We start from the raw sequence: 23,228 nt of genomic DNA on the forward strand, positions 1-23,228 counted from the left end.
ATTTTGACGCATTGCAGCAAAAAACCGGGGGCGGATCATACGAAAGGCGCAATCGCCAGCCGCGCCATGACCGCCGGCAAAGCCGCACTGACGTTGCGCTCGGCAAGGTCGATGCGCGGCACATTGCAGCCCGCGATCATCTCGCTCAACTCGTCCTGGAAACGCACCATTTGCTCGGCGGCAACCAGTTGGATCGCGAGGTCGATCACCGCGCCGGGTTCGAACAAAATCAGCTTCGGCCCAAGCCCGGGCACCTCGGTGAGGCCGGCGATGCTGGCCGGCGCACGGCAGACCAGCCGCCCGAAATGCGCCGCGACAAACAGCTGGTCGTCGCCGATCAACCGCGCAAACAGTCCGCGCCGGCCAAAATGATCGATCAGTGCCAGCGCCAGCGTCGTCTTGCCCGAGCCGGACGGCCCGGTGATGACAATGCCGCGCTCGCCGATCAGGATCGCGGTGGCGTGGATATTTTCGGGCTTCACGGGGTCAGGCATACGCGGCTACTAGATCGGTATGACGTTTGGTTGAATCGTCATCCTGGTCTAGCTCTTTGTTGGAGCATGATCTTTTCCGAAAACCGGTTCCCACTTTTCGCTGACGCGGTCCTTCGGTTCGGGATCATGCTCTAATCAGCCTTCGGCCGGCAGCGTCACGACGAAGCGCGCGCCCTTGATGTCGCCCGGGGTACCGGGGATGTTCTCGGCCGTCAGCGTGCCGCCATGGGCTTCGACGATCTGGCGGCTGATCGACAGGCCAAGCCCGGAATTCTGGCCGAACGCCTCGCCGGCCGGCCGATCGGTGTAGAAGCGCTCGAAGATGCGGTCGATGGCGTCGGCGCGGATGCCGGGGCCGTTGTCGTCGACGGTCACGATGTTGACCTTGCCCGAGCGTGCCAGGGAAATGGCGATATGGCCGTGGTCCTCCGGCACGAAGGAGCGGGCATTCTCGATCAGGTTGGTGATGACCTGGCCGATCCTCAGATCATGGCCGGTGACGAAATAGCCTTTGACGCCTTGCGGCAGCTTGGCGGCCTTGAACTCGATCTCGACCGCCTTCTTGTTGCGCGTCGCCTCGCGCGACACGGCGACGAGGTCGGTGATGAATTTCTTCAAATCGACGATTGCCGCATCCTCACGCGCCAGCTCGGCGTCGAGGCGCGAGGCATCGGAAATGTCGGTGATCAGCCGGTCCAGCCGCCGGACATCGTGCTGGATGATCTCCATCAGACGCGCGCGTGAATTGTCGTTCTTGGCCAGCGGCAGCGTTTCGACCGCGCTGCGCAGCGAGGTCAGCGGGTTTTTCAATTCGTGGGAAACGTCGGCGGCAAAGCTTTCGATGGCCTCGATGCGGGCATAGAGCGCATTGGTCATGTCGCGCACCGCGATCGACAGATTGCCGATCTCGTCCTGGCGGTCGGAAAAATCGGGGATTTCCTCGCGGCTCTTGACGCCGCGCCGCACGCGCACCGCCGCCGCCGACAGCCGCCGCAGCGGATTGGCGATGGTCGACGCCAGCAGCATCGACAGGATGGCGGTGACCAGTGCCGCGATGCCGAACACGCGCAGGATCGCCTTGCGCTCGGCGGCGACGATCTTGTCGATGTCGCCGCCTTCGGTCGACAGCATCAGCACGCCGAGCACGGCGCGGAAGCGCTGGATCGGCACCGCCACCGAGACGATCTGCTCGCCCTGTTCGCTCACCCGCACGATCGTCGACGGGCTGCCGGTCAGCGCCTTGACCACCTCGGGGAAGGCGGCGCCGTTGCCGCCGGGCTGCTCGTGATAGACAGGCAGATCCTTGTTGCGGAAGAAATCGAAGACGAATTTTTGCACCCGCTCCAGCATATCCGGCTGCTCGTCCTCGACCGGCGGCAGGTCGTAACGCAGGATCTGGCCGCGCGAGTAGAGATGGCGTGAATCGAGCAGCAAATTGGCGTCGCGGTCATAGATGCGGGCGCGCGTGCGCGTCGGCGAGATCAGCCGCCGCAAGACCGGCGCGACGCGCTCGGGATTGATCGGGAAATCGAGATTGTCGAGCTGGTCGGAACCCGGCCCCAGGCTCTCGCCGGCCTGCAGTTCGAGCAGTTTTTCCGGATCGATGCTGATCGAATCCGTCTCGACCGTCGCCGACGCTGCGATCGCGCCGGCGATGATCTCGCCCTGCGTCATCAGGCTTTCGACGCGGGCGTCGATCAGCCCGTCGCGGAAGGTGTTGAGATAGAGGATGCCGGTGACCAGCACGGCCAGGCCCGCCAGGTTGAGGAACAGGATGCGCCGGGTCAGGCTGGAAAAGATGTGATGGCCGAGGAAGCGGCGCATCGGCACCGTGATCCTCGACAGGAATGCGGGCATAATCCTGGACGGTCGCCTGCCGGCGCCCGCCCGTCTGCCTCGCTCTACGTCAACTGCCATCGAATAGCAGCTCCCGGTCCGGTCTTAAGCTTCGCGGAACCGGTACCCGACTCCGTAAAGCGTTTCGATCATTTCGAAGTCATCGTCGACGGCCTTGAACTTCTTGCGCAGCCGCTTGATGTGGCTGTCAATGGTGCGGTCGTCGACATAGACCTGCTCATCATAGGCCGAATCCATCAACGCATCACGGCTTTTTACCACGCCGGGGCGCTGCGCCAACGAGTGCAGGATGAGAAATTCGGTGACCGTCAGCGTCACCGGCTCGCCCTTCCAGGTGCAGGTGTGGCGTTCCTGGTCCATGACGAGCTGGCCGCGTTCGAGCGAGCGAGCCTGCTGGCTGGGCGCCTTTGCCGCAGCTTCGCGGGCACTGGCACGGCGCAGCACGGCGCGCACCCGCTCAACCAGCAGGCGCTGCGAGAACGGTTTGCGGATGAAATCGTCGGCGCCCATCTTGAGGCCGAAAAGCTCATCGATCTCGTCGTCCTTCGAGGTCAGGAAGATCACCGGCAGGTCGGACTTCTGCCGCATCCGACGCAGCAGCTCCATGCCGTCCATGCGTGGCATCTTGATGTCGAGGATGGCGAGATTCGGCGGCCGCGCCGCCAGGCCTTCCAGCGCCGACGCCCCATCCGTGTAGGTCTCGACGCGATACCCCTCGGATTCGAGGGCGATCGAGACCGACGTCAGAATGTTGCGATCGTCATCGACAAGCGCGATTGTTGCCATTTCAAGCGGCTCCCTCATGAGCTGTCCCTTCTGTCTTAGAGAAGGGGCTTTTGCAGGACAAATTAGGTACAAAATGTGGCACAGGCTCCATCCGCTGTCGCGGACGGCTTGCCAGCGGCCCCATCGGAACCTCTACACGGATTGGACGAACACTGTGTGCCAATCCTTTGGGCAACCACCGTGATTTTTTGCACATATAAACGATTTAAACAACTTTCAAATTTTTTAAATCGATTAATGATTTGATATCATTCGGGTTTTCTGGTTCTGACCGTCTCAGCCACCTCGCGGGCATGTCGGAAATACGTCGGCAAACTGCGGCGAATCCAGAAGAAGGGACCCTTGATGTCGGAAGTCGGCAAACGCAATTCCGCCTGCGCGATCGATCGTATCGGCCTGAAAACCACCGGCACGGTTCATTATAATTTTGGTGCGGCCGCCCTTTACGAGGACGCGATCCGCCGTGGCGAGGCCAGGTTGACCGCCGGCGGCGCGCTGCTTGCCGAGACCGGCCAGCACACCGGCCGCTCGCCCAAGGACAAGTTTGTCGTGCGCGACGGCGCCACCGAGGGTCATATCTGGTGGGACAACAACAAGGCGATTTCGCCGGCCCAGTTCGAGACGCTGTTCGCCGATTTCCTTGTCCACGCCGCGGACAAGGATCTGTATGTGCAGGATCTCGTCGGCGGCGCCGATGCCGATCTGAAGCTGCCGACGCGGGTCATCACCGAATTCGCCTGGCACTCGCTGTTCATCCGCAACCTGCTCATTCGCCCCGATGCGGCCGAGCTCGGTGAGTTCGTGCCGGAGATGACCATCATCGACCTGCCGTCCTTCCGCGCCGATCCGGCCCGCCACGGCAGCCGCACCGAAACGGTGATTGCGGTCGACCTGATCCGCAAGATCGTGCTGATCGGCGGCACCTCCTATGCCGGCGAAATGAAGAAGTCGGTGTTCACCATGCTGAACTACCTCTTGCCGGCCAAGGGCGTCATGCCGATGCACTGTTCGGCCAATGAGGGACCGGCCGGCGACGCGGCGATCTTCTTCGGCCTGTCGGGCACCGGCAAGACGACGCTGTCGGCCGATCCGTCACGTACGCTCATCGGCGACGACGAGCATGGCTGGGGGCCGCACGGCATCTTCAATTTCGAAGGCGGCTGCTACGCCAAGACGATCCGGCTGTCGGCCGAAGCCGAGCCGGAGATCTTTGCCACCACGCAGCGTTTTGGCACGGTGCTGGAAAATGTCGTGCTCGACGCCGACCGGGTGCCGGACTTCAACGACGGAAGCCTGACCGAAAACACGCGCTGCGCCTATCCGCTCGACTTCATCCCCAACGCCTCGAAGAGCGGACGCGCCAGCCACCCCAGGAACATCATCATGCTGACCGCCGATGCTTTCGGCGTCATGCCGCCAATCGCACGGCTGACCCCGGCGCAGGCGATGTATCATTTCCTCTCCGGCTACACGGCCAAGGTGGCCGGCACCGAAAAGGGCGTGACCGAGCCTGAAGCAACGTTCTCGACCTGTTTCGGCGCGCCGTTCATGCCGCGCCATCCCAAGGAATACGGCAATCTGCTGCGCGAGCTGATCGCCCGCCACGACGCCGATTGCTGGCTGGTCAACACCGGCTGGACAGGCGGCGCCTACGGCACCGGCAAGCGCATGCCGATCAAGGCGACGCGCGCCTTGCTGGCCGCCGCCCTCGACGGTTCGCTGAAGGTGGCCGGCTTCCGCACCGATGCCAATTTCGGCTTCGAGGTGCCGGTGGCCGTTCCGGGCGTCGACAGCGCCATTCTCGACCCGCGTTCGACTTGGGCCGACAAGGCTGCCTATGACCGCCAGGCAGCAAGGCTGGTCGGCATGTTCGCCGTCAACTTCGAGAAATTCGAAAGCCATGTCGATGCCGTCGTGCTCGGCGCCGCGCCGCGCCTGCAGGAAGCCGCGGAATAGTCGAGGCATCGTCCGTTATTGAAAAGGCCCGGTCCCGATCGGGCCTTTTCTTTTTCGGTCCGCCGCGCCATGACTGCGGCATGCCGATCGACGACATCATCATTGCCGACGAAGCCGTGATCCACCAGGGTGACCTGCACGAGGATTTCATCCGCTCGTCCGGTCCCGGCGGCCAGAACGTCAACAAGGTGGCCACCGCGGTGCAGTTGCGCTTCGACGCGGCCAACGCCACGGGTCTGTCGGAACGTGTGCGCGCACGCACCATCAAGCTGGCCGGCCAGCGCGCCACCAAGGACGGCGTCATTGTCATCGAAGCCGGGCGCTTCCGCACCCAGGAGCAGAACCGGGCCGATGCCCGGGCAAGGCTGACGGCGCTGGTCGCCAAGGCCGCCGAACCACCGCCGCCGCCGCGCAAGAAGACCAGGCCGTCGAAAGGCGCGGTGGAGCGGCGTCTGAAGAGCAAGGCCGGGCGCGGCACGATCAAGAAGCTGCGCGGCCGGGTAGAGAACGATTAGGCTCCTTTGCTCGTGCCTGACCAAATCTGGGACGGCGGCTTTCGGGTCGCCGTTTTTGTCGGGCGGTGGCATTGTTGGCCTTTGAACTGGAGTAACCGCCAACTCATGCTCGTTCTGCCCAAAGGCGTCCGCCATATGCCTGGCTACTTGCCCCGCGCGGCTCAGGAAGCGCTGGTCGAAGACGTACGCAAGGTGGTGCAGCAGGCGCCGCTGTTCGTGCCGGCGATGCCGCGCACCGGCAAGGAGATGAGTGTGCGCATGACCAATTGCGGCTCGCTCGGCTGGGTCACCGACAAGGAACTGGGATATCGCTACCAGCCGACGCATCCGCTGACCGGTGAGCCATGGCCGCCGATCCCCGACGCGCTGATGCAATTGTGGCAGGAGGTCGCCGCCTATCCCCACCCACCGGAGGCTTGCCTGGTCAATTTCTATGCGCAGGACGCCAAAATGGGCCTGCACCAGGACCGCGACGAAGCCGATTTCTCGGCGCCCGTGGTTTCTGTTTCGCTCGGCGACGATTGTCTGTTCCGGGTCGGCCAGACGACGCGCGACGGCGGCACCAAATCGTTCAGACTGAAAAGCGGCGATGTCGTCGTGCTCGGCGGTGAAGGCCGGCTCTGCTTCCACGGGGTCGACCGCATCTACCCGTCGACTTCGGCGCTGCTGAAGAACGGCGGCCGCATCAATCTGACGCTGCGGCGGGTGACGAAGGCGGGGCACTAACCGATTCTACAGGTTTTCCTCGTAAAAGCGCCTGGGCATTGCAACGTCGGCCCGGGGATCATGACAGACAGCAGTGTAATCTTGCGTCAACTATGGGCTGCCACCAACGGGGCAATCCCACTGGTTCGCCGGGATTCCGGCCTTTATCTGTTCATTGCCATCTACACACTGGCCGGACTGGTTTTTCTGCACGCGATCGGCGCGGCCGACCGCAGCGCGTATTCGATATACTTCTGGCGCTGGATATTGTTGAACGGCGTGATGCCGTCGGCCTTCGCCATTCTTGTCGATGTGAGCCTGCTCATGCACCGCTTCGATGGCAGGCGCCGTCTGGCGGCGAAACATGTGTTTTCGACATCGCGGCTGGCATACTCGCTCTCGGGTCTATGCCTCATGATGGCGCTCATGATCTTTCAGGGCACATTCACCTCGGTGAAAAACGGCATGCCGGTCTGGCAGGACGGCTTTTCATTCGACGTGACACATGCCGACATCGACGCCTTCCTGCATTTCGGCGCCGATCCGTGGCGCTGGCTCTACATGGTCGCTGAAAACGATTTCGTGCGGATTGCCGTCGAGTGGAATTACAACGTTTTGTGGTTCGCCCTCAATTTCGGTGCCTTGTTCTTCATCGTGACATCGCCCTGGACGGCGTCGATTCGAACACGCTATCTCGCCTGCTTCATGGTGGTCTGGGTTGTCGTCGGCAACATCCTGGCCGGGCTGTTCCTGTCAGCCGGTCCGGCATTCTACGGTGCGGTCACAGGCGACACGGCACGGTTTGGCGAACAGATGGCATTCCTGGCCCACGGCGCCGGATCCTCCAACTCCGCCGTTTCCTATCAGCAATATTTGTGGACGCTGCATGAGGCCAGGCAGACGGGTTTCGGCTCAGGCATTTCGGCCTTTCCCAGCCTGCATGTCGGCCTGGCGATGCTCAACGCGCTTTTCGTGCGGGAGTACAATCGCCGTCTCGGCGCAGTAGCGTTCGCCTATGTTGCCTTTGTCGCCGTGAGTTCGGTGTATCTGGCCTGGCACTATGCGATCGACGGCTATGCCGCCGCCGCTGTCGCGATCGTGGTCTATGCCGTGGCGCGTAAACTCGTCCCCGCGGATCGGCCCTATTTGCGGCTACCGACGCAGGACGAGCCGTCAACCGAGATCGTGGACCGCCCGGGGACCGCGGCTACAGTTTCCTGAGCGCCACTTCCTCGACCAGGTGATTGGCGCCCTTGCGCAGGATGAGGTCGGCGCGCGCCCTCGTCGGCACGATGTTCTCGCGCAGGTTTTTCAGGTTGATGTTGGCCCACAAGCCTTCCGCAATGGCGCGCGCGGCGTCTTCGGAAAGCTGCGAATAGCGGTGGAAAAAGGAGTCCGGATTGCGGAAGGCGGTCTCGCGAAGCCGCATGAAGCGGGCGATGTACCAGTGATGAATCAGCTTTTCGTCGGCATCGATATAGATGGCGAAATCGAAGAAATCCGACAGGAACGGCACGATCTTGCCGTCCTTCGGCAATTTGCCGGGCTGCAGCACATTGATGCCTTCGAAGATTAATATGTCGGGCCGGTCGATGGTGACGAACTCGCCGGGAATGACGTCATAGGTCAAATGCGAATAGACCGGCGCGCGGACATTGCGCTGCGCCGATTTGATGCCCGAGAGGAAACGCAGCAGCGCACCGACATCGTAGCTGTCGGGAAAGCCCTTGCGCTCCATCAGATTGTCGCGCCGCAACACCTCGTTGGGCAGCAGGAACCCGTCGGTGGTGATGAGGTCGACCTTGGGGCTCGACGGCCAGCGCGCCAGAAGCTCCTTCAGCACGCGCGCCGTGGTCGACTTGCCGACCGCGACCGAACCGGCAATGCCGATGATGAACGGCGTCTTGACCACATCCAGCGCATTGAAAAAGGCCTGGCGTTGCCGAAACAGCAGCTGGCTGGCCTCGACATGGGCCGACAGCAGGCGCGACAGCGACAGATAGATGCGCTTGACCTCTTCGAGGTCGACCGGATCGTTGAGCGAGCGCAGACGGTTGATCTCGTCTTCGCTCAGCGTCATCGGCGTGTCGGCGCGGAAGTTCGACCATTGCTCGGCCGAGAAGAAACGATAGGGGGAATATTTCTCGGTCGGAGCGAGCTGGTCCATCGAGTTTCCTGCCCTCTAGAGCATGATGCCGAAAAGTGTGAAGCGGTTTTCGGACGACATCATGCTCCTTCTTCAATTTTAGAGACGGATTCAGATTTCAGGCCTTGGCCTGAAATCATCCGGCTCTAGCGGTCAACCCTTCGACCGCGAAGCCTTTTCGGCGACGCCCGAGCGGCCGGTACGGCTCTCGAGCTCGCGCAGTACGTCGTCCAGCGGAACCTCCGCAATCCCAAGCACGACAAGCCAATGATATATAAGATCGGCACTTTCGGAAACGAGGGCTTTTTTGTCGCCTTTGACGGCAGCAATGACGGTCTCGACCGCCTCCTCGCCAAGCTTTTGCGCGGCCTTGTCCATGCCCTTGGCAAACAGTTTCGCCGTCCACGAGTCCGGGTCGCCGGATCGGGCGCGTTGGGCGATGATTGTCTCCAGCTCGGAGAGCGAGAATTCAGCCATGGCGCGTAGCAAGCCTTTCTTAGCCGGAAACGCTCTAGGGCCGATCGACGGATGAGTCCAGCCGCATCGGCAGCCCGGCCTTGGCCATATGCGCCTTGGCTTCTGCAATCGTGTAGGTGCCGAAATGGAAGATCGACGCCGCCAGCACGGCTCCGGCGTGGCCGTCGCGGATGCCCTCGACCAGATGATCGAGCGTGCCGACGCCGCCCGACGCGATGACCGGCGCGCGCACCGCATCCGCGATCGCGCGGGTCAGCGCAATGTCGTAGCCGGCCTTGGTGCCGTCACGGTCCATCGAGGTCAACAGGATCTCGCCGGCGCCACGATCGACCATTTTTCGCGCAAACTCGACCGCATCGATGCCGGTCTTTTCGCGGCCGCCATGGGTGAAGATTTCCCAGCGGTCGGCCTCATTTGGCGCCGACACCTTCTTGGCGTCGATGGCCACGACGATGCACTGATTGCCGAATTTGTCCGCTGCCTCGGCGACAAAATCCGGGTTCTTCACCGCCGCCGTGTTGATCGACACCTTGTCGGCGCCGGCCAGCAGCAGTTTTCTGATATCGGCGACTTGGCGCACGCCGCCGCCGACCGTCAGCGGCATGAAGCACTGTTCGGCGGTGCGGGCGACGACATCGAAGATGGTTTCCCGGTTGTCGGACGACGCGGTGATGTCGAGAAAGCAGAGTTCGTCGGCGCCGGCCGCATCATAGGCTTTTGCCGCCTCGACCGGGTCACCGGCATCGACCAGATCGACGAAATTGACGCCCTTGACGACGCGGCCGTTCTTGACGTCGAGGCAAGGGATGACGCGGGCTTTCAGCATCAGCTCTTCTCCATCGTCGCCAGCAACTCGCTAAGCAACTCGCCGACCAGCGGCGGAACCTCGGCCTGCGCGTCGAAGGCCGGATCGTAGGCCGAGATGGTGATGCCGGAAATCGGCAGCAGTCCGGCCATGCCGCAGACCGCCTGGCGCAGCTGTTTCGGCTCCGGGCCGCCCGGCGTGGTGTAGCGGTTGGCCTGCAGCGCCTCGGGATCGTGCACGTCGAGATCGAGATGCAGATGCACCCGCTTTGCGTCTGGTGCCTTCAGCCTGCCGCAGGCGGATGCCCAGTCCGGGCATTCGGCGCGGATGACCGGCAGCGTCTTCAACAGCTCCTGTTCGGCCGGATCGAGGTCGCGGGCATTGACCAGCACGCAGCGTGCCGGATCGATCGGTTTGAAGCCGGGGATGGAAGAGGCCATCGGCTTCCAGCACAGGCCCAGGATCGTCGCCAGCGCCATGCCGTCGAGAAAGCCGTAGACGGAGGTTTCGGGCGTATTGAGGTCGCCATGCTGGTCGGCCCAGATGATCGCATCGGCATCTTCGCCGGCGACCGCACCGGCCGATGTCAGGCAGTTGCCGGCGAGCACGATCGGAAAGCGGCCGCGGTCCAGGGCGATGCGGACCTCGCCGCAGACGGCATTGCAGACCGCAAAGCCGGTTGCGATCTCGCGCTCCTGCTCGTCGCCAACCCTGCCGATATCGGTAACGACGACGTCATGGCCGGCCAGCGTCAGTGCATCGACGAGCCCGCCGGCGACGATCGCGTCCGGTCCCTGGCCCATGCCGCCGTGATAGTGACCGCTGTCATAGGAGGCCAGGATGATGGAGATTTTCAAGATCGGGTCTCCATTGCCTTGCCTTGCAGCACCGCCAGCGCCTCGGCCGGGTCGATGCGCCCGTCATAGAGCGCGCGGCCGGAGATGGCGCCTTCGAGCTTTGTTGCGTCGGGCATGGTCATGCGCACGATGTCGGCGATCGAGGCCAACCCCCCCGAGGCGATGACGGGGATCGACACCGCGTCGGCGAGGTCGATCGTGGCATCCCAGTTGATGCCGGTCAGAACCCCGTCGCGGTCGATGTCGGTGTAGATGATGGCGGCGACGCCGGCGCCCTCGAATTTCTGCGCCAGCTCGATGACGCCGAGGCTGGAGGCCTCGGCCCAGCCTTCGACCGCCACCTTGCCACCCTTGGCGTCGATGCCGACGGCAATCTTGCCCGGGAATTCCTTGCAGGCCTGCTTCACCAGGTCGGGGTCGCGCACCGCCACGGTGCCGAGAATGACGCGCGCCAGCCCGCGGTCGAGCCAGTCCTCGATCTGCGCCAGCGTGCGGATGCCGCCGCCAAGCTGCACCGGGTTCTTCGTCGCCTTGAGAATGGCGCCGACCGCCGCGCTGTTGACGCTCTGGCCCTTGAAGGCGCCGTTGAGGTCGACGACGTGCAACCACTCGAAGCCCTGCTCCTCGAAGGCTTTGGCCTGCGCCGCCGGATCGTCATTGTAGATCGTCGCGGTCGCCATATCGCCGTGCTTGAGGCGCACGCACTTGCCGTCCTTCAGGTCGATGGCGGGAAACAGGATCATGCGGCCTTGCGCTCCTGGAACGATTGGGCGCCCGAATTGGCCTGTGGATCGCTGCGACCAGTCAAACGTTCGCGCCGCCCCTCATCCGCCTGCCAGCACCTTCTCCCCGTATAGGGACGGGGAGAAGGGAGCAGTTCCGGCCTCGTCGCCACGTTGAAATTTAGTGGAAACATCGAAGAAAGCGTCTTTCTCCCCGTCACTATACGGGGAGAAATGTCCGGCAGGACAATGAGGGGCAGCGCCAACGACCAGTGTGAATGGCTCATCAAGGTCTCCAGCGCAGGAAATTGGTGATCAATGCCAGGCCGAGCGCCTGGCTTTTTTCGGGATGAAACTGCGTGCCGGCGAGGTTGCCGCGCGCAACGGCTGCCGTCACTGGGCCACCATAGTCGGCAACGGCCAGCACCTCGTCCGGCTTTGTCGCGTCAAGATGATAGGAATGGACGAAATAAGCGTGCAGGCCCTTGGGCCCGGTCGCAATGCCGGAAAACAGCGGGTGCTTGCGGTTGAGATCGATCGTGTTCCAGCCGATCTGGGGGATTTTCAGCGCCGGATCGGTCGGCGCGATCTCCTTGACGTCGCCGGCGATCCAGCCAAAGCCTTTGGTCACGGTCTTTTCCAGGCCACGCTCCGACATCAGCTGCATGCCGACGCAGATGCCGAGGAACGGCCGCGCCTTGGCAATCGCCACCTCCTCCACCGCTTCCCACATGCCGGCCACGCCGCGCAGGCCTGCCGCGCAGTCGGCATAGGCGCCGACGCCGGGCAGCACGATGCGGTCGGCGCTGCGCACCCGTTCGGCATCGGCGGTAAGCTCGATGGCAGCCGCAATGCCGGCTTCATGCGCGGCGCGCTCGAAGGCCTTGGTGGCCGAGCGCAGATTGCCCGACCCGTAATCGATGATCGCAACCCGCATGTCAGCCTTTTCCCGGCGTATGGGTCAGCCCGAGCGTCAGGCCGGTCTGCGCCGGCCGGGCAAGACTGGCATCGGGCACGATGCGTGGCAGCGGCGCCTGTTCCTCCGCCTTCGCCTCCGCGTCCAGCGCCTGGCGGATGTCGGCAGCGTCATAATTGTCGGCTTCGATCACGCCCCATTCATGCCAGCCCCGGCGCCGAAGCGCCGCGATGCGCCGCCCCTGGCCCTCCAGGCCGATATAGAGCGAGACCAGCAGCGACAGTGCCGAGCCTGCCCAATCCAGTCCCAGCCTTTGGCCGAGCAGCGAGATGAGGCCCATGGCGACGAAGGCGAGCGCGGCCTCGACCCACAGCCGGTGCCAGGCGAGCCACAGCGGCGCAAACAGAAAAGCCAGCCAGGAAAACCCGTCGCGGACAAAAATGGTTGCGTCGGCCGCCTCGGTGCGGCCACCCCCAGGTTCCATCACGACATAGATGGCCATCAGCCTACCCTTTCAGAGATCCCTTGGTGGAGGGAACCGCGTCCGGCTGGCGCGGGTCGCGCTCCAGTGCGAAACGCAGGGCGCGCGCCACCGCCTTGAAGCAGGTCTCGGCAATATGGTGGTTGTTGGCGCCATAGTGATTGGTGACATGCAGCGTGATGCCGGCATTCTGCGCCAGCGCCTGGAAGAATTCACGCACCAGTTCGGTGTCGAACGTGCCGATCTTCGGCGACGAGAAGGCGACGTTCCAGACCAGGAACGGCCGGCCGGAGACGTCGATCGCAGCGCGCGTCAGCGTCTCGTCCATTGCAAGGTCGATCGAGGCGTAGCGCATGATGCCGCGCCGCTCGCCCAGCGCCTTGGCCAGCGCTTGGCCGATCGCAATGCCGGTGTCCTCGACCGTGTGGTGGTCGTCAATATGCAGGTCGCCCTTGGCCTTGACCGTGATGTCGATCAGCGAATGGCGCGACAGCTGGTCGAGCATATGGTCGAAGAAGCCGACGCCCGTCGACATGTCGGAGATACCGGTGCCGTCGAGATGGACCGAAACCGCGATCTCGGTTTCCTTGGTCTTGCGGCTGACTTCGGCGGAACGGGACGCCATGACCTTATCCTTGTCTTTGGGCAAACGACTGGGGGCGAAACGGAAAGACAATGCCTCCAAGCGCTCATTTGCTTGAAAACGAAAGCCTTCTAGCAGCATGATCCGGCGATTGCCAGTTGCGATGCGGATCGCTATCGCCGGTAGCGGAGGCGGTTTGCAATCACCCGCCCCATGCATACATATGGCCGATCGAAATCACTCGTACCGCGCCAATCGCCTTGTCGGGATCGCGCGAATCGGAGCTATAAATGTCGAATGAACTGACCATGCATGCCACGACCATCGTGACGGTGCGCAAGGGCAACAAGGTGGTGATCGCCGGCGATGGCCAGGTCAGCCTTGGCCAGACCATCATGAAAGGCAATGCCAAAAAGGTACGCCGCATCGGCAAGGGCGGCAATGTCATTGCCGGTTTCGCCGGCGCCACGGCGGATGCCTTCACCTTGCTGGAGCGGCTGGAAGCCAAGCTCGAACAATATCCTGACCAGCTGACGCGCGCCTGCGTCGAGCTTGCCAAGGACTGGCGCACCGACCGCTATCTGCGCCGTCTCGAAGCCATGATGCTGGTCGCCGACAAGTCGGTTTCGCTGGCGCTGACCGGCACTGGCGACGTGCTCGAACCCGAATTCGGCGTCATGGCCATCGGCTCCGGCGGCAATTATGCGCTGGCGGCTGCCCGCGCGTTGATGGACACCGACAAGGACGCCGAGGAGATCGCCCGCAAGGCGATGCAGATCGCCTCCGACATCTGCGTCTACACCAACAACAATTTCGCCATCGAAACGCTCGATGCCGCCTGAACCAGGCGTGCTCTATGATTTTCGACCGGTGACCGAGAAAGACCTGCCGATGATCGCCGGCTGGCTGGCGGAGCCGCATGTCGCCGAGTGGTGGGACGATCCGGAGACGGAAATCGCCGGTATCCGCGAAAACATCGACTCGATTTCCGTCGAGCCGCTGATCGTCGAACTCGACGGCAAGCCGATCGCCTATCTGCAGAGCTACGATCCGCATCTGGAGGATGGTCATCCCTATGCCGACCAGCCTTTCGGCACGCTCGGCATCGATCTGTCGATCGGCGTGCCGGAACTCGTCGGCAAAGGCCATGGCTCGGCCATCGTGCGGCAGTTCGTCGAACAGCTGTTCGAGGAAGGCGCGCCGCGCGTCGTCATCGATCCGCATCCCGACAATGGCCGCGCCATCCGGGCCTATGAAAAGGCCGGATTCCGCACCATTGATCGCAGGCACTCGGAATATGGGGACGTGGTGCTGATGGCCGTAGATGCCGAAGGCGACACGCAAGAGGGGGAATAACCTGATGACGACACTGGGCGGGAACAAAAATTACTCGGCCTACGAAGACAGCTGGCGGATGGGGCTTCTGCTCGTGCTCGCTCTGCTCATCTTCCAGGCGGGCGCGCTTTACGGCATGGGCCGCACGCCGATCTGCACTTGCGGCTACGTCAAACTCTGGCACGGCGTGGTGAACAGTTCGGAGAATTCCCAGCACATTTCCGACTGGTACACCTTCTCGCACATCATCCACGGCTTCCTGTTCTACGCCTTGGCCTGGTTCCTGTTTCCGCGCTCGCCGATCGGCCTGCGCCTGGCTTTTGCCGTTGTCATCGAGGGCGGCTGGGAGCTTCTGGAAAACAGCCCGTTCATCATCGACCGCTACCGCGCCGGCACCATTTCGCTGGATTACTACGGCGACTCGATCATCAATTCGGTGTCCGACACACTGGCCATGGTGCTGGGATTTGTGATGGCCAGAAAGCTACCTATATCAGTCGTCGTCGGCCTCGCCCTCATCTTCGAACTGGGCGTCGGCTATCTCATCCGGGACAATCTGACGCTCAACGTGATCATGCTGCTGCATCCGTTCGAGCCCATCAAGCAGTGGCAAAGTGGAATTTAGTGATATGACCACCTTCTCTCCCCGTGAAATCGTTTCGGAACTCGACCGCTTCATCATCGGCCAGAAGGACGCCAAGCGCGCCGTGGCCATAGCCTTGCGCAACCGCTGGCGCCGCCAGCAGCTGGAAGGCCAGATGCGCGAAGAGGTGATGCCGAAGAACATTCTGATGATTGGCCCGACCGGCGTCGGCAAGACCGAGATATCGCGCCGCCTGGCGCGGCTCGCCGGTGCCCCCTTCGTCAAGGTTGAGGCGACCAAATTCACCGAAGTCGGCTATGTCGGCCGCGATGTCGAGCAGATCATCCGCGACCTCGTCGAGATCGCCATCGGCCTGGTGCGCGAAAAGATGCGCGAGGACGTCAAGGCGCGCGCCCACGTCAACGCCGAGGAACGGGTGCTGGAAGCCCTTGTCGGCAAGACCGCGAGCCCGGCCACCCGCGATAGCTTCCGCAAGAAATTACGCGACGGCGAGCTCGACGACAAGGAGATCGAGATCGAGGTGGCTGATACCGGCACCGGTGGCATGCCCGGTTTCGAGATTCCCGGCATGCCGGGCGCCAATATCGGCGTGCTCAACATCAACGACATGCTGTCGAAGGCGATGGGCGGTAAGAAGACCAAGGCGCGCAAGACGACGGTCAAGGAATCGTATGCGCTGCTGGTCAACGACGAGTCCGACAAGCTGCTCGACCAGGACGAGGTGGTGCGCCGGGCGCTGGACGCGACGGAAAACGACGGCATCGTCTTCCTCGACGAGATCGACAAGATCGCCTCGCGCGAAGGCGGCATGGGCGCCGGCGTTTCGCGCGAAGGCGTGCAGCGCGACCTGCTGCCGCTGATCGAGGGCACGACTGTGGCGACAAAATACGGGCCGTTGAAGACCGACCACATATTGTTCATCGCCTCGGGCGCGTTCCATGTCTCGAAGCCGTCCGACCTGTTGCCGGAACTGCAGGGCCGCCTGCCGATCCGCGTCGAACTGCGAGCGCTGGAAAAGGACGATTTCGTCCGCATCCTCACCGAGACCGAGGCCAGCCTGATCAAGCAGTATATCGCGCTGATGAAGACCGAGGGCGTCGACCTGACCTTCACCGACGACGCCATCGATTCGCTGGCCGGCATCGCCGTTGACCTCAACGCCAGCGTCGAAAACATCGGCGCAAGGCGGCTGCAGACGGTGATGGAGCGCGTGCTGGACGAGATCTCCTACGATGCGCCGGACCGCAACGGCACCAGCGTCACCATCGACGCCGCCTATGTGGAAAAGCATGTCGGCGACCTCTCCAGAAACACAGATTTGTCGCGATTCATCCTTTAAACGGGGGCGCCGGATCAGTCCGGCGCCGGCAGAGTGCCGCGCGTCCTTCGGGCGCGCAAAGGTCGCTCTAACAGTATTGAATCGACGCATCGGACTTTCCAAAAATCGGTTCCGATTTTTGGGCCGATGCTTCGGCAACAATTTCCGGCAAACAACATTATGTGTGGCCGGATGGTATCATGCGGCCACCTTTCGTCTTGCCGTGTGACGGGGCGCTCTCGACTCAACCCGGAGCACTACCCTAGTTTGCGCGGCATTATTGCAGGCGGCGGCGCATGAAAAAACTGATCCTGATCATTCTCGGCTTGACGCTGGCGGCGACGCTGTTCGCCGCCGACGCGGCAACATTGGTGCCGGCAGGCAACCGCAACGCCGTGCAGCCCGACATACCCGGGGCGTCGAGCCGTCGCACCCAGGCCACCAACACCACCTTCCAGGCCAAATACCGCAAGGTGTACGCGCTGCTGCAGAGTGACGCCGAACTGCGCGCCAAGATCAAGAAGGCGGCCGCCGCTTACGGCATCAACCCCTTGCACATCGTCGGCGCCATCGTCGGCGAGCACACCTACAATGTCGACGCCTACGACCGGCTGCAGACCTATTATGTCAAGGCGATCTCCTACCTCTCCAGCAAGCTGTCCTTCGCCTATGACGGCGAGGACATCACCGATTTCGTGCAGCGGCCGGAATTCAAGAAATGCACGATGTCCGACAGCTACGATCTGTGGGAATGCCGCGAGCAGGTGTGGAACCACTCTTTCCGCGGCAAGACCGTCGGCGGCACCAGCTTTCCCAACGACCGCTTCGGCGCCACCTTCTTCCAGCCCTATTATGCCGGCCAGACCTTTGGCCTCGGCCAGCTCAACCCGCTGACCGCGCTGCAGATGAGCGATCTCGTCCACAAAGTTTCGGGGTTGCCCGAGCTCGATGTCGGCGATCCGAATGGGGTCTACAAGACCATCATGGATCCGGACCTGACGCTGCCCTACGTCGCGGCGACGATCAAGAAATCGATCGACGCCTATAAAAGCATTGCCGGCTTCGACATTTCGGGCAATCCGGGGCTCACCGCCACGCTCTACAATGTCGGCAATCCCGAGCAGCGCGCCTATGCGCTGAAAGCCGAAAACGACAAGCGCCGCGCCGCCGGCGAGCCGGAAAAGCTGCCGGAAGAGAACTATTACGGCTGGCTGGTCAACGACAAGCTGGACGACCTGAAGGCGCTGTTTTAGGCGCTGAGCGGGCTTGGACGGCCTGCGATGGATTTAGATTCTTCGGCGTCTGCGCTGCCCCTCATTGCCCTGCCGGGCATTTCTCCACGTATAGTGACGGGGAGAAAGACGCTTTCATTGATGCTTTCGCCAATTTTCAACGAGGCGCCGAGGGCGGCGACAGCTCCCTTCTCCCCGTCACTATACGGGGAGAAGGTGCCGGCAGGCGGATGAGGGGCGGCGCTGACCTCTACAAACGCTCGAAGACTCACGCCGCCAGCAGCGACTTCAGCTTCACATCCTGCGATCCCAGCGCTTCCGGCGCTGGCTTTACCCGCTTGGCGATCAGCATCTCGGCCAGCCTGATGTCGCGCGCCACCGCATTGCCGGGGCCGATACCGCTCGCCGCCACCAGCCTGCCATCCTCGGCGAGGTGGAAAAGAATGAAGGCGCCGTCGCTGAGGTCGCGGCGCACCGTGCGTTTGCCTTCGTCCGAAAGCCCAGCGATCTGTAGCGACAGCCCATACTGATCCGACCAGAACCACGGCACCGCGGCATGCGCCTCGCCGGCGCCCAGCATGTTCCTCGCTGCCAGCGCACCCTGTTCCTGGGCATTGCGCCAGGCCTCCAGCCGCACGCGGCGGCCAGCATAGACAGCGAGCGGAAACGAACAACAGTCGCCGGCGGCAAAGATGTCCGGGTCACCAGTGCGCAGCGTGGCGTCGACGGCGATGCCATTGTCGATGGTCAGACCCGCTTCGACGGCAAGCCCGGTGACCGGCACGGCGCCGATGCCGATGACGGCCAGATCGGCAACGATCTCTTGTCCGTCGGCGAGCGCAATGCACACCTCGGTGCCGTCATCGGCGATGGAGATGATGCCCTGGCCGGTGAGGATTTTCACGCCCTCGGCTTCATGCTCTTGATGGACAATCTGGGCGATTTCGGCCGGCACACCGCGCATCAGGATGCGCGGCTGCGCCTCGATGACGGTGACCGCAGCCCCGAGCTTGCGCGCCGAGGCCGCGAGTTCAAGACCGATGAAGCCACCGCCGATGATGGCGACGCGGTTGCCTGCACTCAGATGCTGGCGAATGGCGAGTGCGTCGGCAAAGGTGCGGAGGTAGACGCAGCGCGACCCCAAACCTGGCATCGGCAGCCTGCGGGGTGTCGAGCCTGTCGCCAGCAGCAGCTTTCCGTAGGGCAGGACCGAACTGTCCGACAGCCACACCGCATGTGCCGCACGGTCGATCGTCACCGCCTGGACCGAATGGATATGCCGGATCGATTTCTCGGCCAGCATTGCGTCGCTGGCGATCGCCTTGATCTCGGGCGCATCGCTCGTCATCGCGTCCTTCGACAAAGGGGGCCGCTCATAGGGCAGATGCGGCTCGTCACCGACCAGCGTCACCGGCCCGTCATAGCCGAGCTCGCGCAATGCCAGCGCTGCCCGCCCGCCACATTCGCCGGCGCCGATGATGACCATCCCCGCTTGCATCGCCATCATCCGATCTGGATCAGCACTTTGCCCGCCTCGACCTTGACCGGATAAGTCGCGAGGTTGACGCAGACCGGCGCGCCGCGCGCAGCACCCGTCTTGTAGTTGAAGCGGCCATTATGCTTGGGGCATTCGATGATGTCGTCCATCACCAGCCCGTCGGCCAGATGCACCTTTTCATGTGTGCACAGGCCATCGGTGGCGAAATAATCATCGTCCGGGCTGCGATAGATGGCGAAGGTACGCCCGCCATGATCGAAGCGCATCACATCCTCTTCGTCGATGTCACCGGCCGCGCAGGCCTCGACCCAGTCGCTCATTTGTACCTCCCCGAAAATCGGATCGCCGCGATCATTCCGCCGCCGCGGCGGCGACGGCATCGTTGTGGAATTCGTCGCGGTACGGCCTGGCGGTCGGTGGCAATTCGCGCTTGATGAAATAATCCTCGTTGCGCAGTTGGCGCAGCAAAGCCGGGATCATCTCGCGATAGCCGGCCAGGATCGACGGCGTCGGCGCCGGCAGATCGTGCTTGATCAGCGCATGCAGCCTGGGCAGCGCGTGATAGGGCACCATCGGGAACATGTGGTGTTCGACGTGATAGTTCATGTTCCAGTAGATGAAACGGCTGATCGGGTTCATGTAGACGGTGCGGCTGTTCAGCCGGTGGTCGACGACATTTTCGGCGAGGCCGCCATGCTGCAGCAGGCCGGTCATGACGTGATGCCAGGCGCCATAGAGGCGGGGCAGGCCGATCAGCATCAGCGGCAGCCAGGAATGCAGGTAGAGGGCCAAGCCGATGGTCGCGATGTAGATGGCGAGCCATATGCGGGCCACACGGATCGCCTTAGGCTGCTCCTGCTCGGGAATGAAGGTTTTTTCGGCGGCGCTGATGACGCCGGCGGCATTGCGCACCATGTCGGTCATCGCATGCCAGGCGTCGAGAATGCCGAAGAAGTTGAGCACCACGCGCAAAAGGTCCGGCGGCCGCATGACGGCGATTTCGGGATCGCGGCCGACGATGATGGTGTCGGTGTGGTGACGCGTGTGGCTCCAGCGCCAGGTCACCGGGTTGCGCATGATCATGAAGCAGGCGAGTTGGTAGACGGCATCGTTCATCCACTGCGTACGGAAAGCCGTGCCATGGCCGCATTCGTGCCAACGGGAGTCGGTCGAGGAGCCGTAGAGCACGCCATAGACGAAGAAGAACGGCACGCACCACCAGCTGCCCCAGAACCAGGCGCCGCCGGCGGCACTCAGGATCAGCGCGGCGAGCCAGATCGCGGTGTCGCGGATCGCCGGCCCGTCGGAGCGCTGCATCAGCTCCTTCATCTGCTTGCGCGGAATGTCGGTGTGATACCAATCGGCCGCCGACAGTCCGGTCTCGACGGCGAGCCTGGCGTCGCGGCCGATCAGGCTGTAGTCGCGCCGGGACGGTGCTGCGTCCATCACTGCCGTCATCGTGGTTCCTCCATCAGCGCCTTGCGATCAGCCCACAATGGAAGCTCGGGCGCAATAGCTGGGAATTCAAAATAGCGCCAAGCCATGATAGTCTCAATATCACAAAGATAGTTTCTATCATTTCATATCAGAATGAGGTAACCTCAATTCGCAAGCAGCGGAGGATCCATGGCAAAGCGGCCAACCATCACCGATCTGGCGCGCATCTCCGGCGTCAGCGTCGCCACCGTCGACCGGGTGCTGAACAACCGGCTGCCGGTGCGCGAGGAAACCGCGCGCCGTGTCTATGAGGCCGCGACCGGTATCGGCTATCACGCCGCCGGGCTGATCAAGCAGCGCATGCGCCAGGAATTGCCGGAATACCGACTCGGCTTTCTGCTGCTGCGCGGCAATGATGTCTTCTACGGCGATTTCGCGCGGGAACTGGAAGTGGCGGTCTCGCAATCGCAGCGCTTTCGCGGCGTCGCCACCATCGACTTCGCCAGTTCGCTCGCCGCCGACGAGATCGCCGCCCAGATGCGCAGACTGGCGGCGAAATCCCGGGCCATCGCCGTTGTCGGCCCGGACCATCCGACGTTGACGGCGGCGGTGGAGGCGCTGAAGGCGCGGGGGCAACCGGTCTTCTCGCTGCTGTCGGACTTTGCCGCCGGCATCCGAGAGGGCTATGTCGGCCTCGACAACCGCAAGGTCGGTCGCACCGCGGCCTGGATGATCGCCAAGGCGGCGCCGAAGCCCGGCAAGGTCGCCCTTTTCGTCGGCAGCCATCGCTTCCACGGCCATGAACTGCGCGAGATCGGCTTTCGCTCTTTCTTCCGCGAACACGCGCCGGAGTTTACCGTGATGGAAACGCTGGTCAATCTGGAAGCCAACCAGGTGACCCACGATGCGATGATCGATCTCCTGGCGCGCTATCCGGATCTTGCCGGCTGCTACGTCGCCGGCGGCGGCATGGAAGGCGCGGTCTCGGCGCTGCGGGCGGCGAAGCCGGCAAACATGCCGGTGGTCGTCTGCAACGAGATCAACGCCGAATCGCGCGCAGCACTCGCCGACAACATCCTGACCATGGTGATCTCGACACCGCTCGCCGCTCTGTGCCGCGAGCTCGTCGGGCTGATGGCGCATGCCATCGAGGCCGGCGCCGCCAATGCGCCGGGCCAGACCTTTCTGCCCTTCGACATCTACGTGCCGGAAAACATTTGACCCTCGCCGGCGAGAGTCGGCCCGGAAATGATAGAATCTATCAGAGCGAGCCGAAAATCCGCCATCCGACCGCGGAATCACCCTTGACGTCGCGGCGGAAAATGGAATAAAAATTTCACTAACTGGGTATTTTGGTTCTTTCGTTCCGGAACATCTGTTTCAAACAGGGGAGGCTGGCGTTCCAATCCTTGGGAAAGCGCCATCCGGAACAGAGACGATATCAGGGAGAGATTCCTCGGGCGATCGGGGATTCCGGGTAGATCGGTGCAGCCGGACACCAAATGTGGAGGAGAAACACAATGAAGAAACTGATTTTGGGCGTCGCCTTTGCGGCGCTGATGAGTTCGTCCGCTTTTGCCGCCAAGATCGGCGTGTCGATGGCCAAGTTCGACGACAACTTCCTGACCGTGCTGCGCAACGGCATGATCGAGCAGGCCAAGGGCATGAGCGGCGTCGCGCTGCAGGTCGAAGACGCACAGAACGACGTCGCCAAGCAGCTCGACCAGATCAAGAACTTCGCCGCCTCGGGCGTCGACGCCATCATCGTCAACCCGGTCGACACCTCGGCCACGCAGGCGATGTCGGACGCTGCCGCCGCCGCCAAGATCCCGCTCGTCTATGTCAACCGCGAGCCGGTCAATGTCGACACGTTGCCCGACAACCAGGCTTTCGTCGCTTCGAACGAGGCCGATTCCGGCACGCTCGAGACCAAGGAAGTCTGCCGCCTGTTTACCGAGGCCGGCAAGAAGGAAGCCAATGTCTATGTCATCATGGGCGAGCTTTCCAACCAGGCCGCCGTGCAGCGCACCAAGGACATCGACGATGTCATCGCCACGCCGGAGTGCAACTTCATCAAGATCATCGACAAGCAGACCTCGAACTGGAACCGTGACGAAGCGCAGAACCTGATGACCAACTGGCTCTCGACCGGCAAGCCGTTCGACGGCGTCATCGCCAACAATGACGAAAGCGCCATCGGCGCCATCCAGGCGATGAAGGCCGCCAACGTCGACATGAAGTCGGTGGTCGTCGGCGGTGTCGACGCCACGCAGGACGCGCTTGCCGCCATGCAGGCCGGCGACCTCGACGCCACCGTGTTCCAGGACGCGGCCGGCCAGGGCGCTGGCGCTCTGGACGCCGCCCTGAAGCTCGCCAAGGGCGAGAAGGTCGAGCACAAGGTCTATGTGCCCTTCCAGCTCGTGACGCCGGCTAACATCGACAAGTTCCTGAAGAAGAACTGAGCCGTACGCATACGGGGCGGCGCTCTCACGCAAAAGACAGCG

26 protein-coding genes are annotated in these 23,228 nt (G+C 62.9%); 11 read left to right on the plus strand and 15 right to left on the minus strand.

Translation table 11 applies throughout. The features are described from left to right. Positions 1-35 precede the first annotated feature (35 nt). From ACYHH6_RS05575 to ACYHH6_RS05585, 3 genes are all read right to left on the minus strand, one after another. Positions 36-494, minus strand: a complete 459-nt coding sequence (locus tag ACYHH6_RS05575) for an HPr kinase/phosphorylase (protein ID WP_352582766.1) — start codon at positions 492-494, stop codon at positions 36-38. A gap of 135 nt (positions 495-629) precedes the next feature. After that, entirely contained in the window at positions 630-2,411 is a 1,782-nt protein-coding gene (locus ACYHH6_RS05580) for a stimulus-sensing domain-containing protein (RefSeq protein WP_352582764.1), read from the minus strand. Positions 2,412-2,435: 24 nt separating this feature from the next. Continuing rightward, on the minus strand, positions 2,436-3,137 hold the full coding sequence (locus ACYHH6_RS05585; RefSeq protein ID WP_010912942.1) for a response regulator transcription factor: 702 nt from the start codon (positions 3,135-3,137) through the stop codon (positions 2,436-2,438). 345 nt (positions 3,138-3,482) lie between these two features. Between ACYHH6_RS05585 and ACYHH6_RS05590 the strand changes: the two genes are divergently transcribed. The 4 genes from ACYHH6_RS05590 to ACYHH6_RS05605 all read left to right on the plus strand — a co-directional run bounded on the left by ACYHH6_RS05590 (position 3,483) and on the right by ACYHH6_RS05605 (position 7,534). After that, the gene (locus ACYHH6_RS05590) at positions 3,483-5,093 is read left to right on the plus strand and encodes a phosphoenolpyruvate carboxykinase (protein WP_352582762.1); all 1,611 of its coding nucleotides are present in this window, start codon (positions 3,483-3,485) and stop codon (positions 5,091-5,093) included. 80 nt (positions 5,094-5,173) lie between these two features. Further along, a complete protein-coding gene (gene arfB, locus ACYHH6_RS05595) occupies positions 5,174-5,608 on the plus strand; it encodes an alternative ribosome rescue aminoacyl-tRNA hydrolase ArfB (protein WP_352582760.1) in 435 nt (144 codons plus the stop codon). A gap of 105 nt (positions 5,609-5,713) precedes the next feature. Then, on the plus strand, positions 5,714-6,334 hold the full coding sequence (locus tag ACYHH6_RS05600; RefSeq protein WP_352582758.1) for an alpha-ketoglutarate-dependent dioxygenase AlkB family protein: 621 nt from the start codon (positions 5,714-5,716) through the stop codon (positions 6,332-6,334). 81 nt (positions 6,335-6,415) lie between these two features. Next, on the plus strand, positions 6,416-7,534 hold the full coding sequence (locus ACYHH6_RS05605) for a phosphatase PAP2 family protein (RefSeq protein ID WP_352582757.1): 1,119 nt from the start codon (positions 6,416-6,418) through the stop codon (positions 7,532-7,534). Here ACYHH6_RS05605 and coaA read toward each other — a convergent pair. From coaA to hisB, 9 genes are all read right to left on the minus strand, one after another. After that, positions 7,521-8,480 (minus strand): type I pantothenate kinase, encoded by a 960-nt coding sequence (gene coaA / locus ACYHH6_RS05610; protein ID WP_142868700.1) that lies wholly within the window; start codon positions 8,478-8,480, stop codon positions 7,521-7,523. The genes ACYHH6_RS05605 and coaA overlap by 14 nt on opposite strands. A gap of 132 nt (positions 8,481-8,612) precedes the next feature. Next, a complete protein-coding gene (locus ACYHH6_RS05615; protein ID WP_352582756.1) occupies positions 8,613-8,936 on the minus strand; it encodes a phosphoribosyl-ATP diphosphatase in 324 nt (107 codons plus the stop codon). 34 nt (positions 8,937-8,970) lie between these two features. After that, entirely contained in the window at positions 8,971-9,765 is a 795-nt protein-coding gene (gene hisF, locus ACYHH6_RS05620) for an imidazole glycerol phosphate synthase subunit HisF (protein ID WP_192255471.1), read from the minus strand. After that, positions 9,762-10,598 carry an arginase family protein gene (locus tag ACYHH6_RS05625; protein WP_352582755.1) on the minus strand — a complete coding sequence of 279 codons (837 nt, stop codon included), beginning with the start codon at positions 10,596-10,598 and terminating at the stop codon, positions 9,762-9,764. The genes hisF and ACYHH6_RS05625 overlap by 4 nt, the downstream gene beginning before the upstream one ends. Further along, a complete protein-coding gene (hisA, locus tag ACYHH6_RS05630) occupies positions 10,595-11,341 on the minus strand; it encodes a 1-(5-phosphoribosyl)-5-[(5-phosphoribosylamino)methylideneamino]imidazole-4-carboxamide isomerase (protein ID WP_352582754.1) in 747 nt (248 codons plus the stop codon). Before hisA ends, ACYHH6_RS05625 begins: the two co-directional genes overlap by 4 nt. Next, positions 11,338-11,607 (minus strand): hypothetical protein, encoded by a 270-nt coding sequence (locus ACYHH6_RS05635; protein ID WP_352582751.1) that lies wholly within the window; start codon positions 11,605-11,607, stop codon positions 11,338-11,340. The genes hisA and ACYHH6_RS05635 overlap by 4 nt, the downstream gene beginning before the upstream one ends. Next, positions 11,607-12,257, minus strand: coding sequence for an imidazole glycerol phosphate synthase subunit HisH (hisH, locus tag ACYHH6_RS05640; protein WP_352582749.1), 651 nt, complete (start codon positions 12,255-12,257; stop codon positions 11,607-11,609). The genes ACYHH6_RS05635 and hisH overlap by 1 nt, the downstream gene beginning before the upstream one ends. Position 12,258: 1 nt before the next feature. Then, the gene (locus tag ACYHH6_RS05645; protein ID WP_352582748.1) at positions 12,259-12,738 is read right to left on the minus strand and encodes a DUF2628 domain-containing protein; all 480 of its coding nucleotides are present in this window, start codon (positions 12,736-12,738) and stop codon (positions 12,259-12,261) included. Between the two features lie 4 nt (positions 12,739-12,742). After that, complete coding sequence (gene hisB / locus ACYHH6_RS05650; protein ID WP_112560031.1) at positions 12,743-13,342, minus strand: imidazoleglycerol-phosphate dehydratase HisB; 600 nt, start codon at positions 13,340-13,342, stop codon at positions 12,743-12,745. 248 nt (positions 13,343-13,590) lie between these two features. Between hisB and hslV the strand changes: the two genes are divergently transcribed. The 5 genes from hslV (at position 13,591) to ACYHH6_RS05675 (ending at position 17,810) form a co-directional block, all read left to right on the plus strand. Then, positions 13,591-14,142, plus strand: a complete 552-nt coding sequence (gene hslV, locus ACYHH6_RS05655; RefSeq protein ID WP_192255382.1) for an ATP-dependent protease subunit HslV — start codon at positions 13,591-13,593, stop codon at positions 14,140-14,142. Further along, entirely contained in the window at positions 14,132-14,656 is a 525-nt protein-coding gene (locus ACYHH6_RS05660; RefSeq protein ID WP_352582746.1) for a GNAT family N-acetyltransferase, read from the plus strand. Before hslV ends, ACYHH6_RS05660 begins: the two co-directional genes overlap by 11 nt. Before the next feature lie 4 nt (positions 14,657-14,660). Next, positions 14,661-15,260, plus strand: coding sequence for a DUF2585 domain-containing protein (locus tag ACYHH6_RS05665; protein ID WP_352582744.1), 600 nt, complete (start codon positions 14,661-14,663; stop codon positions 15,258-15,260). A 4-nt stretch (positions 15,261-15,264) separates the two neighbouring features. Next, the gene (gene hslU, locus ACYHH6_RS05670) at positions 15,265-16,578 is read left to right on the plus strand and encodes an ATP-dependent protease ATPase subunit HslU (RefSeq protein ID WP_352582742.1); all 1,314 of its coding nucleotides are present in this window, start codon (positions 15,265-15,267) and stop codon (positions 16,576-16,578) included. 275 nt (positions 16,579-16,853) lie between these two features. Continuing rightward, positions 16,854-17,810 (plus strand): DUF1402 family protein, encoded by a 957-nt coding sequence (locus tag ACYHH6_RS05675; protein ID WP_352582740.1) that lies wholly within the window; start codon positions 16,854-16,856, stop codon positions 17,808-17,810. Between the two features lie 247 nt (positions 17,811-18,057). On the opposite strand, the gene ACYHH6_RS05680 is transcribed toward ACYHH6_RS05675, so the two are convergent. The 3 genes from ACYHH6_RS05680 to ACYHH6_RS05690 are packed head-to-tail and all read right to left on the minus strand — an operon-like array spanning position 18,058 to position 20,733. Next, on the minus strand, positions 18,058-19,296 hold the full coding sequence (locus ACYHH6_RS05680; RefSeq protein WP_435053195.1) for an NAD(P)/FAD-dependent oxidoreductase: 1,239 nt from the start codon (positions 19,294-19,296) through the stop codon (positions 18,058-18,060). Beyond that, entirely contained in the window at positions 19,293-19,607 is a 315-nt protein-coding gene (locus tag ACYHH6_RS05685; RefSeq protein ID WP_023744927.1) for a MocE family 2Fe-2S type ferredoxin, read from the minus strand. The genes ACYHH6_RS05680 and ACYHH6_RS05685 overlap by 4 nt, the downstream gene beginning before the upstream one ends. Before the next feature lie 31 nt (positions 19,608-19,638). Beyond that, positions 19,639-20,733 carry a fatty acid desaturase family protein gene (locus ACYHH6_RS05690; RefSeq protein ID WP_435053213.1) on the minus strand — a complete coding sequence of 365 codons (1,095 nt, stop codon included), beginning with the start codon at positions 20,731-20,733 and terminating at the stop codon, positions 19,639-19,641. Positions 20,734-20,913: 180 nt separating this feature from the next. Between ACYHH6_RS05690 and ACYHH6_RS05695 the strand changes: the two genes are divergently transcribed. Together ACYHH6_RS05695 and ACYHH6_RS05700 are read left to right on the plus strand one after the other, a co-directional pair. Continuing rightward, positions 20,914-21,945: a LacI family DNA-binding transcriptional regulator gene (locus ACYHH6_RS05695; protein WP_352561264.1), complete on the plus strand. Its 1,032-nt coding sequence runs from the start codon at positions 20,914-20,916 to the stop codon at positions 21,943-21,945. A 299-nt stretch (positions 21,946-22,244) separates the two neighbouring features. After that, positions 22,245-23,186 carry a sugar ABC transporter substrate-binding protein gene (locus ACYHH6_RS05700; RefSeq protein ID WP_352582735.1) on the plus strand — a complete coding sequence of 314 codons (942 nt, stop codon included), beginning with the start codon at positions 22,245-22,247 and terminating at the stop codon, positions 23,184-23,186. Positions 23,187-23,228 lie beyond the last annotated feature (42 nt).

Source organism: Mesorhizobium sp. P171375, from assembly GCF_057786075.1.

What these genes read in the sequence shown, in the direction of transcription:
- ACYHH6_RS05660 (WP_352582746.1), top strand. Translation starts at nt 14,132, where the DNA reads ATGCCGCCTGAACCAGGCGTGCTCTATGATTTTCGACCGGTGACCGAG.
- ACYHH6_RS05685 (WP_023744927.1), bottom strand. Translation starts at nt 19,607, where the DNA reads ATGAGCGACTGGGTCGAGGCCTGCGCGGCCGGTGACATCGACGAAGAG.
- hisH (WP_352582749.1), bottom strand. Translation starts at nt 12,257, where the DNA reads ATGCGGGTTGCGATCATCGATTACGGGTCGGGCAATCTGCGCTCGGCC.
- ACYHH6_RS05615 (WP_352582756.1), bottom strand. Translation starts at nt 8,936, where the DNA reads ATGGCTGAATTCTCGCTCTCCGAGCTGGAGACAATCATCGCCCAACGC.
- ACYHH6_RS05600 (WP_352582758.1), top strand. Translation starts at nt 5,714, where the DNA reads ATGCTCGTTCTGCCCAAAGGCGTCCGCCATATGCCTGGCTACTTGCCC.
- hslV (WP_192255382.1), top strand. Translation starts at nt 13,591, where the DNA reads ATGTCGAATGAACTGACCATGCATGCCACGACCATCGTGACGGTGCGC.
- ACYHH6_RS05690 (WP_435053213.1), bottom strand. Translation starts at nt 20,733, where the DNA reads ATGGACGCAGCACCGTCCCGGCGCGACTACAGCCTGATCGGCCGCGAC.
- ACYHH6_RS05580 (WP_352582764.1), bottom strand. Translation starts at nt 2,411, where the DNA reads ATGGCAGTTGACGTAGAGCGAGGCAGACGGGCGGGCGCCGGCAGGCGA.
- ACYHH6_RS05680 (WP_435053195.1), bottom strand. Translation starts at nt 19,296, where the DNA reads ATGATGGCGATGCAAGCGGGGATGGTCATCATCGGCGCCGGCGAATGT.
- hisB (WP_112560031.1), bottom strand. Translation starts at nt 13,342, where the DNA reads ATGGCGTCCCGTTCCGCCGAAGTCAGCCGCAAGACCAAGGAAACCGAG.
- ACYHH6_RS05675 (WP_352582740.1), top strand. Translation starts at nt 16,854, where the DNA reads ATGAAAAAACTGATCCTGATCATTCTCGGCTTGACGCTGGCGGCGACG.
- hslU (WP_352582742.1), top strand. Translation starts at nt 15,265, where the DNA reads ATGACCACCTTCTCTCCCCGTGAAATCGTTTCGGAACTCGACCGCTTC.
- hisA (WP_352582754.1), bottom strand. Translation starts at nt 11,341, where the DNA reads ATGATCCTGTTTCCCGCCATCGACCTGAAGGACGGCAAGTGCGTGCGC.
- ACYHH6_RS05635 (WP_352582751.1), bottom strand. Translation starts at nt 11,607, where the DNA reads ATGAGCCATTCACACTGGTCGTTGGCGCTGCCCCTCATTGTCCTGCCG.
- ACYHH6_RS05700 (WP_352582735.1), top strand. Translation starts at nt 22,245, where the DNA reads ATGAAGAAACTGATTTTGGGCGTCGCCTTTGCGGCGCTGATGAGTTCG.
- ACYHH6_RS05665 (WP_352582744.1), top strand. Translation starts at nt 14,661, where the DNA reads ATGACGACACTGGGCGGGAACAAAAATTACTCGGCCTACGAAGACAGC.
- coaA (WP_142868700.1), bottom strand. Translation starts at nt 8,480, where the DNA reads ATGGACCAGCTCGCTCCGACCGAGAAATATTCCCCCTATCGTTTCTTC.
- ACYHH6_RS05585 (WP_010912942.1), bottom strand. Translation starts at nt 3,137, where the DNA reads ATGGCAACAATCGCGCTTGTCGATGACGATCGCAACATTCTGACGTCG.
- ACYHH6_RS05645 (WP_352582748.1), bottom strand. Translation starts at nt 12,738, where the DNA reads ATGGCCATCTATGTCGTGATGGAACCTGGGGGTGGCCGCACCGAGGCG.
- arfB (WP_352582760.1), top strand. Translation starts at nt 5,174, where the DNA reads ATGCCGATCGACGACATCATCATTGCCGACGAAGCCGTGATCCACCAG.
- ACYHH6_RS05575 (WP_352582766.1), bottom strand. Translation starts at nt 494, where the DNA reads ATGCCTGACCCCGTGAAGCCCGAAAATATCCACGCCACCGCGATCCTG.
- ACYHH6_RS05695 (WP_352561264.1), top strand. Translation starts at nt 20,914, where the DNA reads ATGGCAAAGCGGCCAACCATCACCGATCTGGCGCGCATCTCCGGCGTC.
- ACYHH6_RS05590 (WP_352582762.1), top strand. Translation starts at nt 3,483, where the DNA reads ATGTCGGAAGTCGGCAAACGCAATTCCGCCTGCGCGATCGATCGTATC.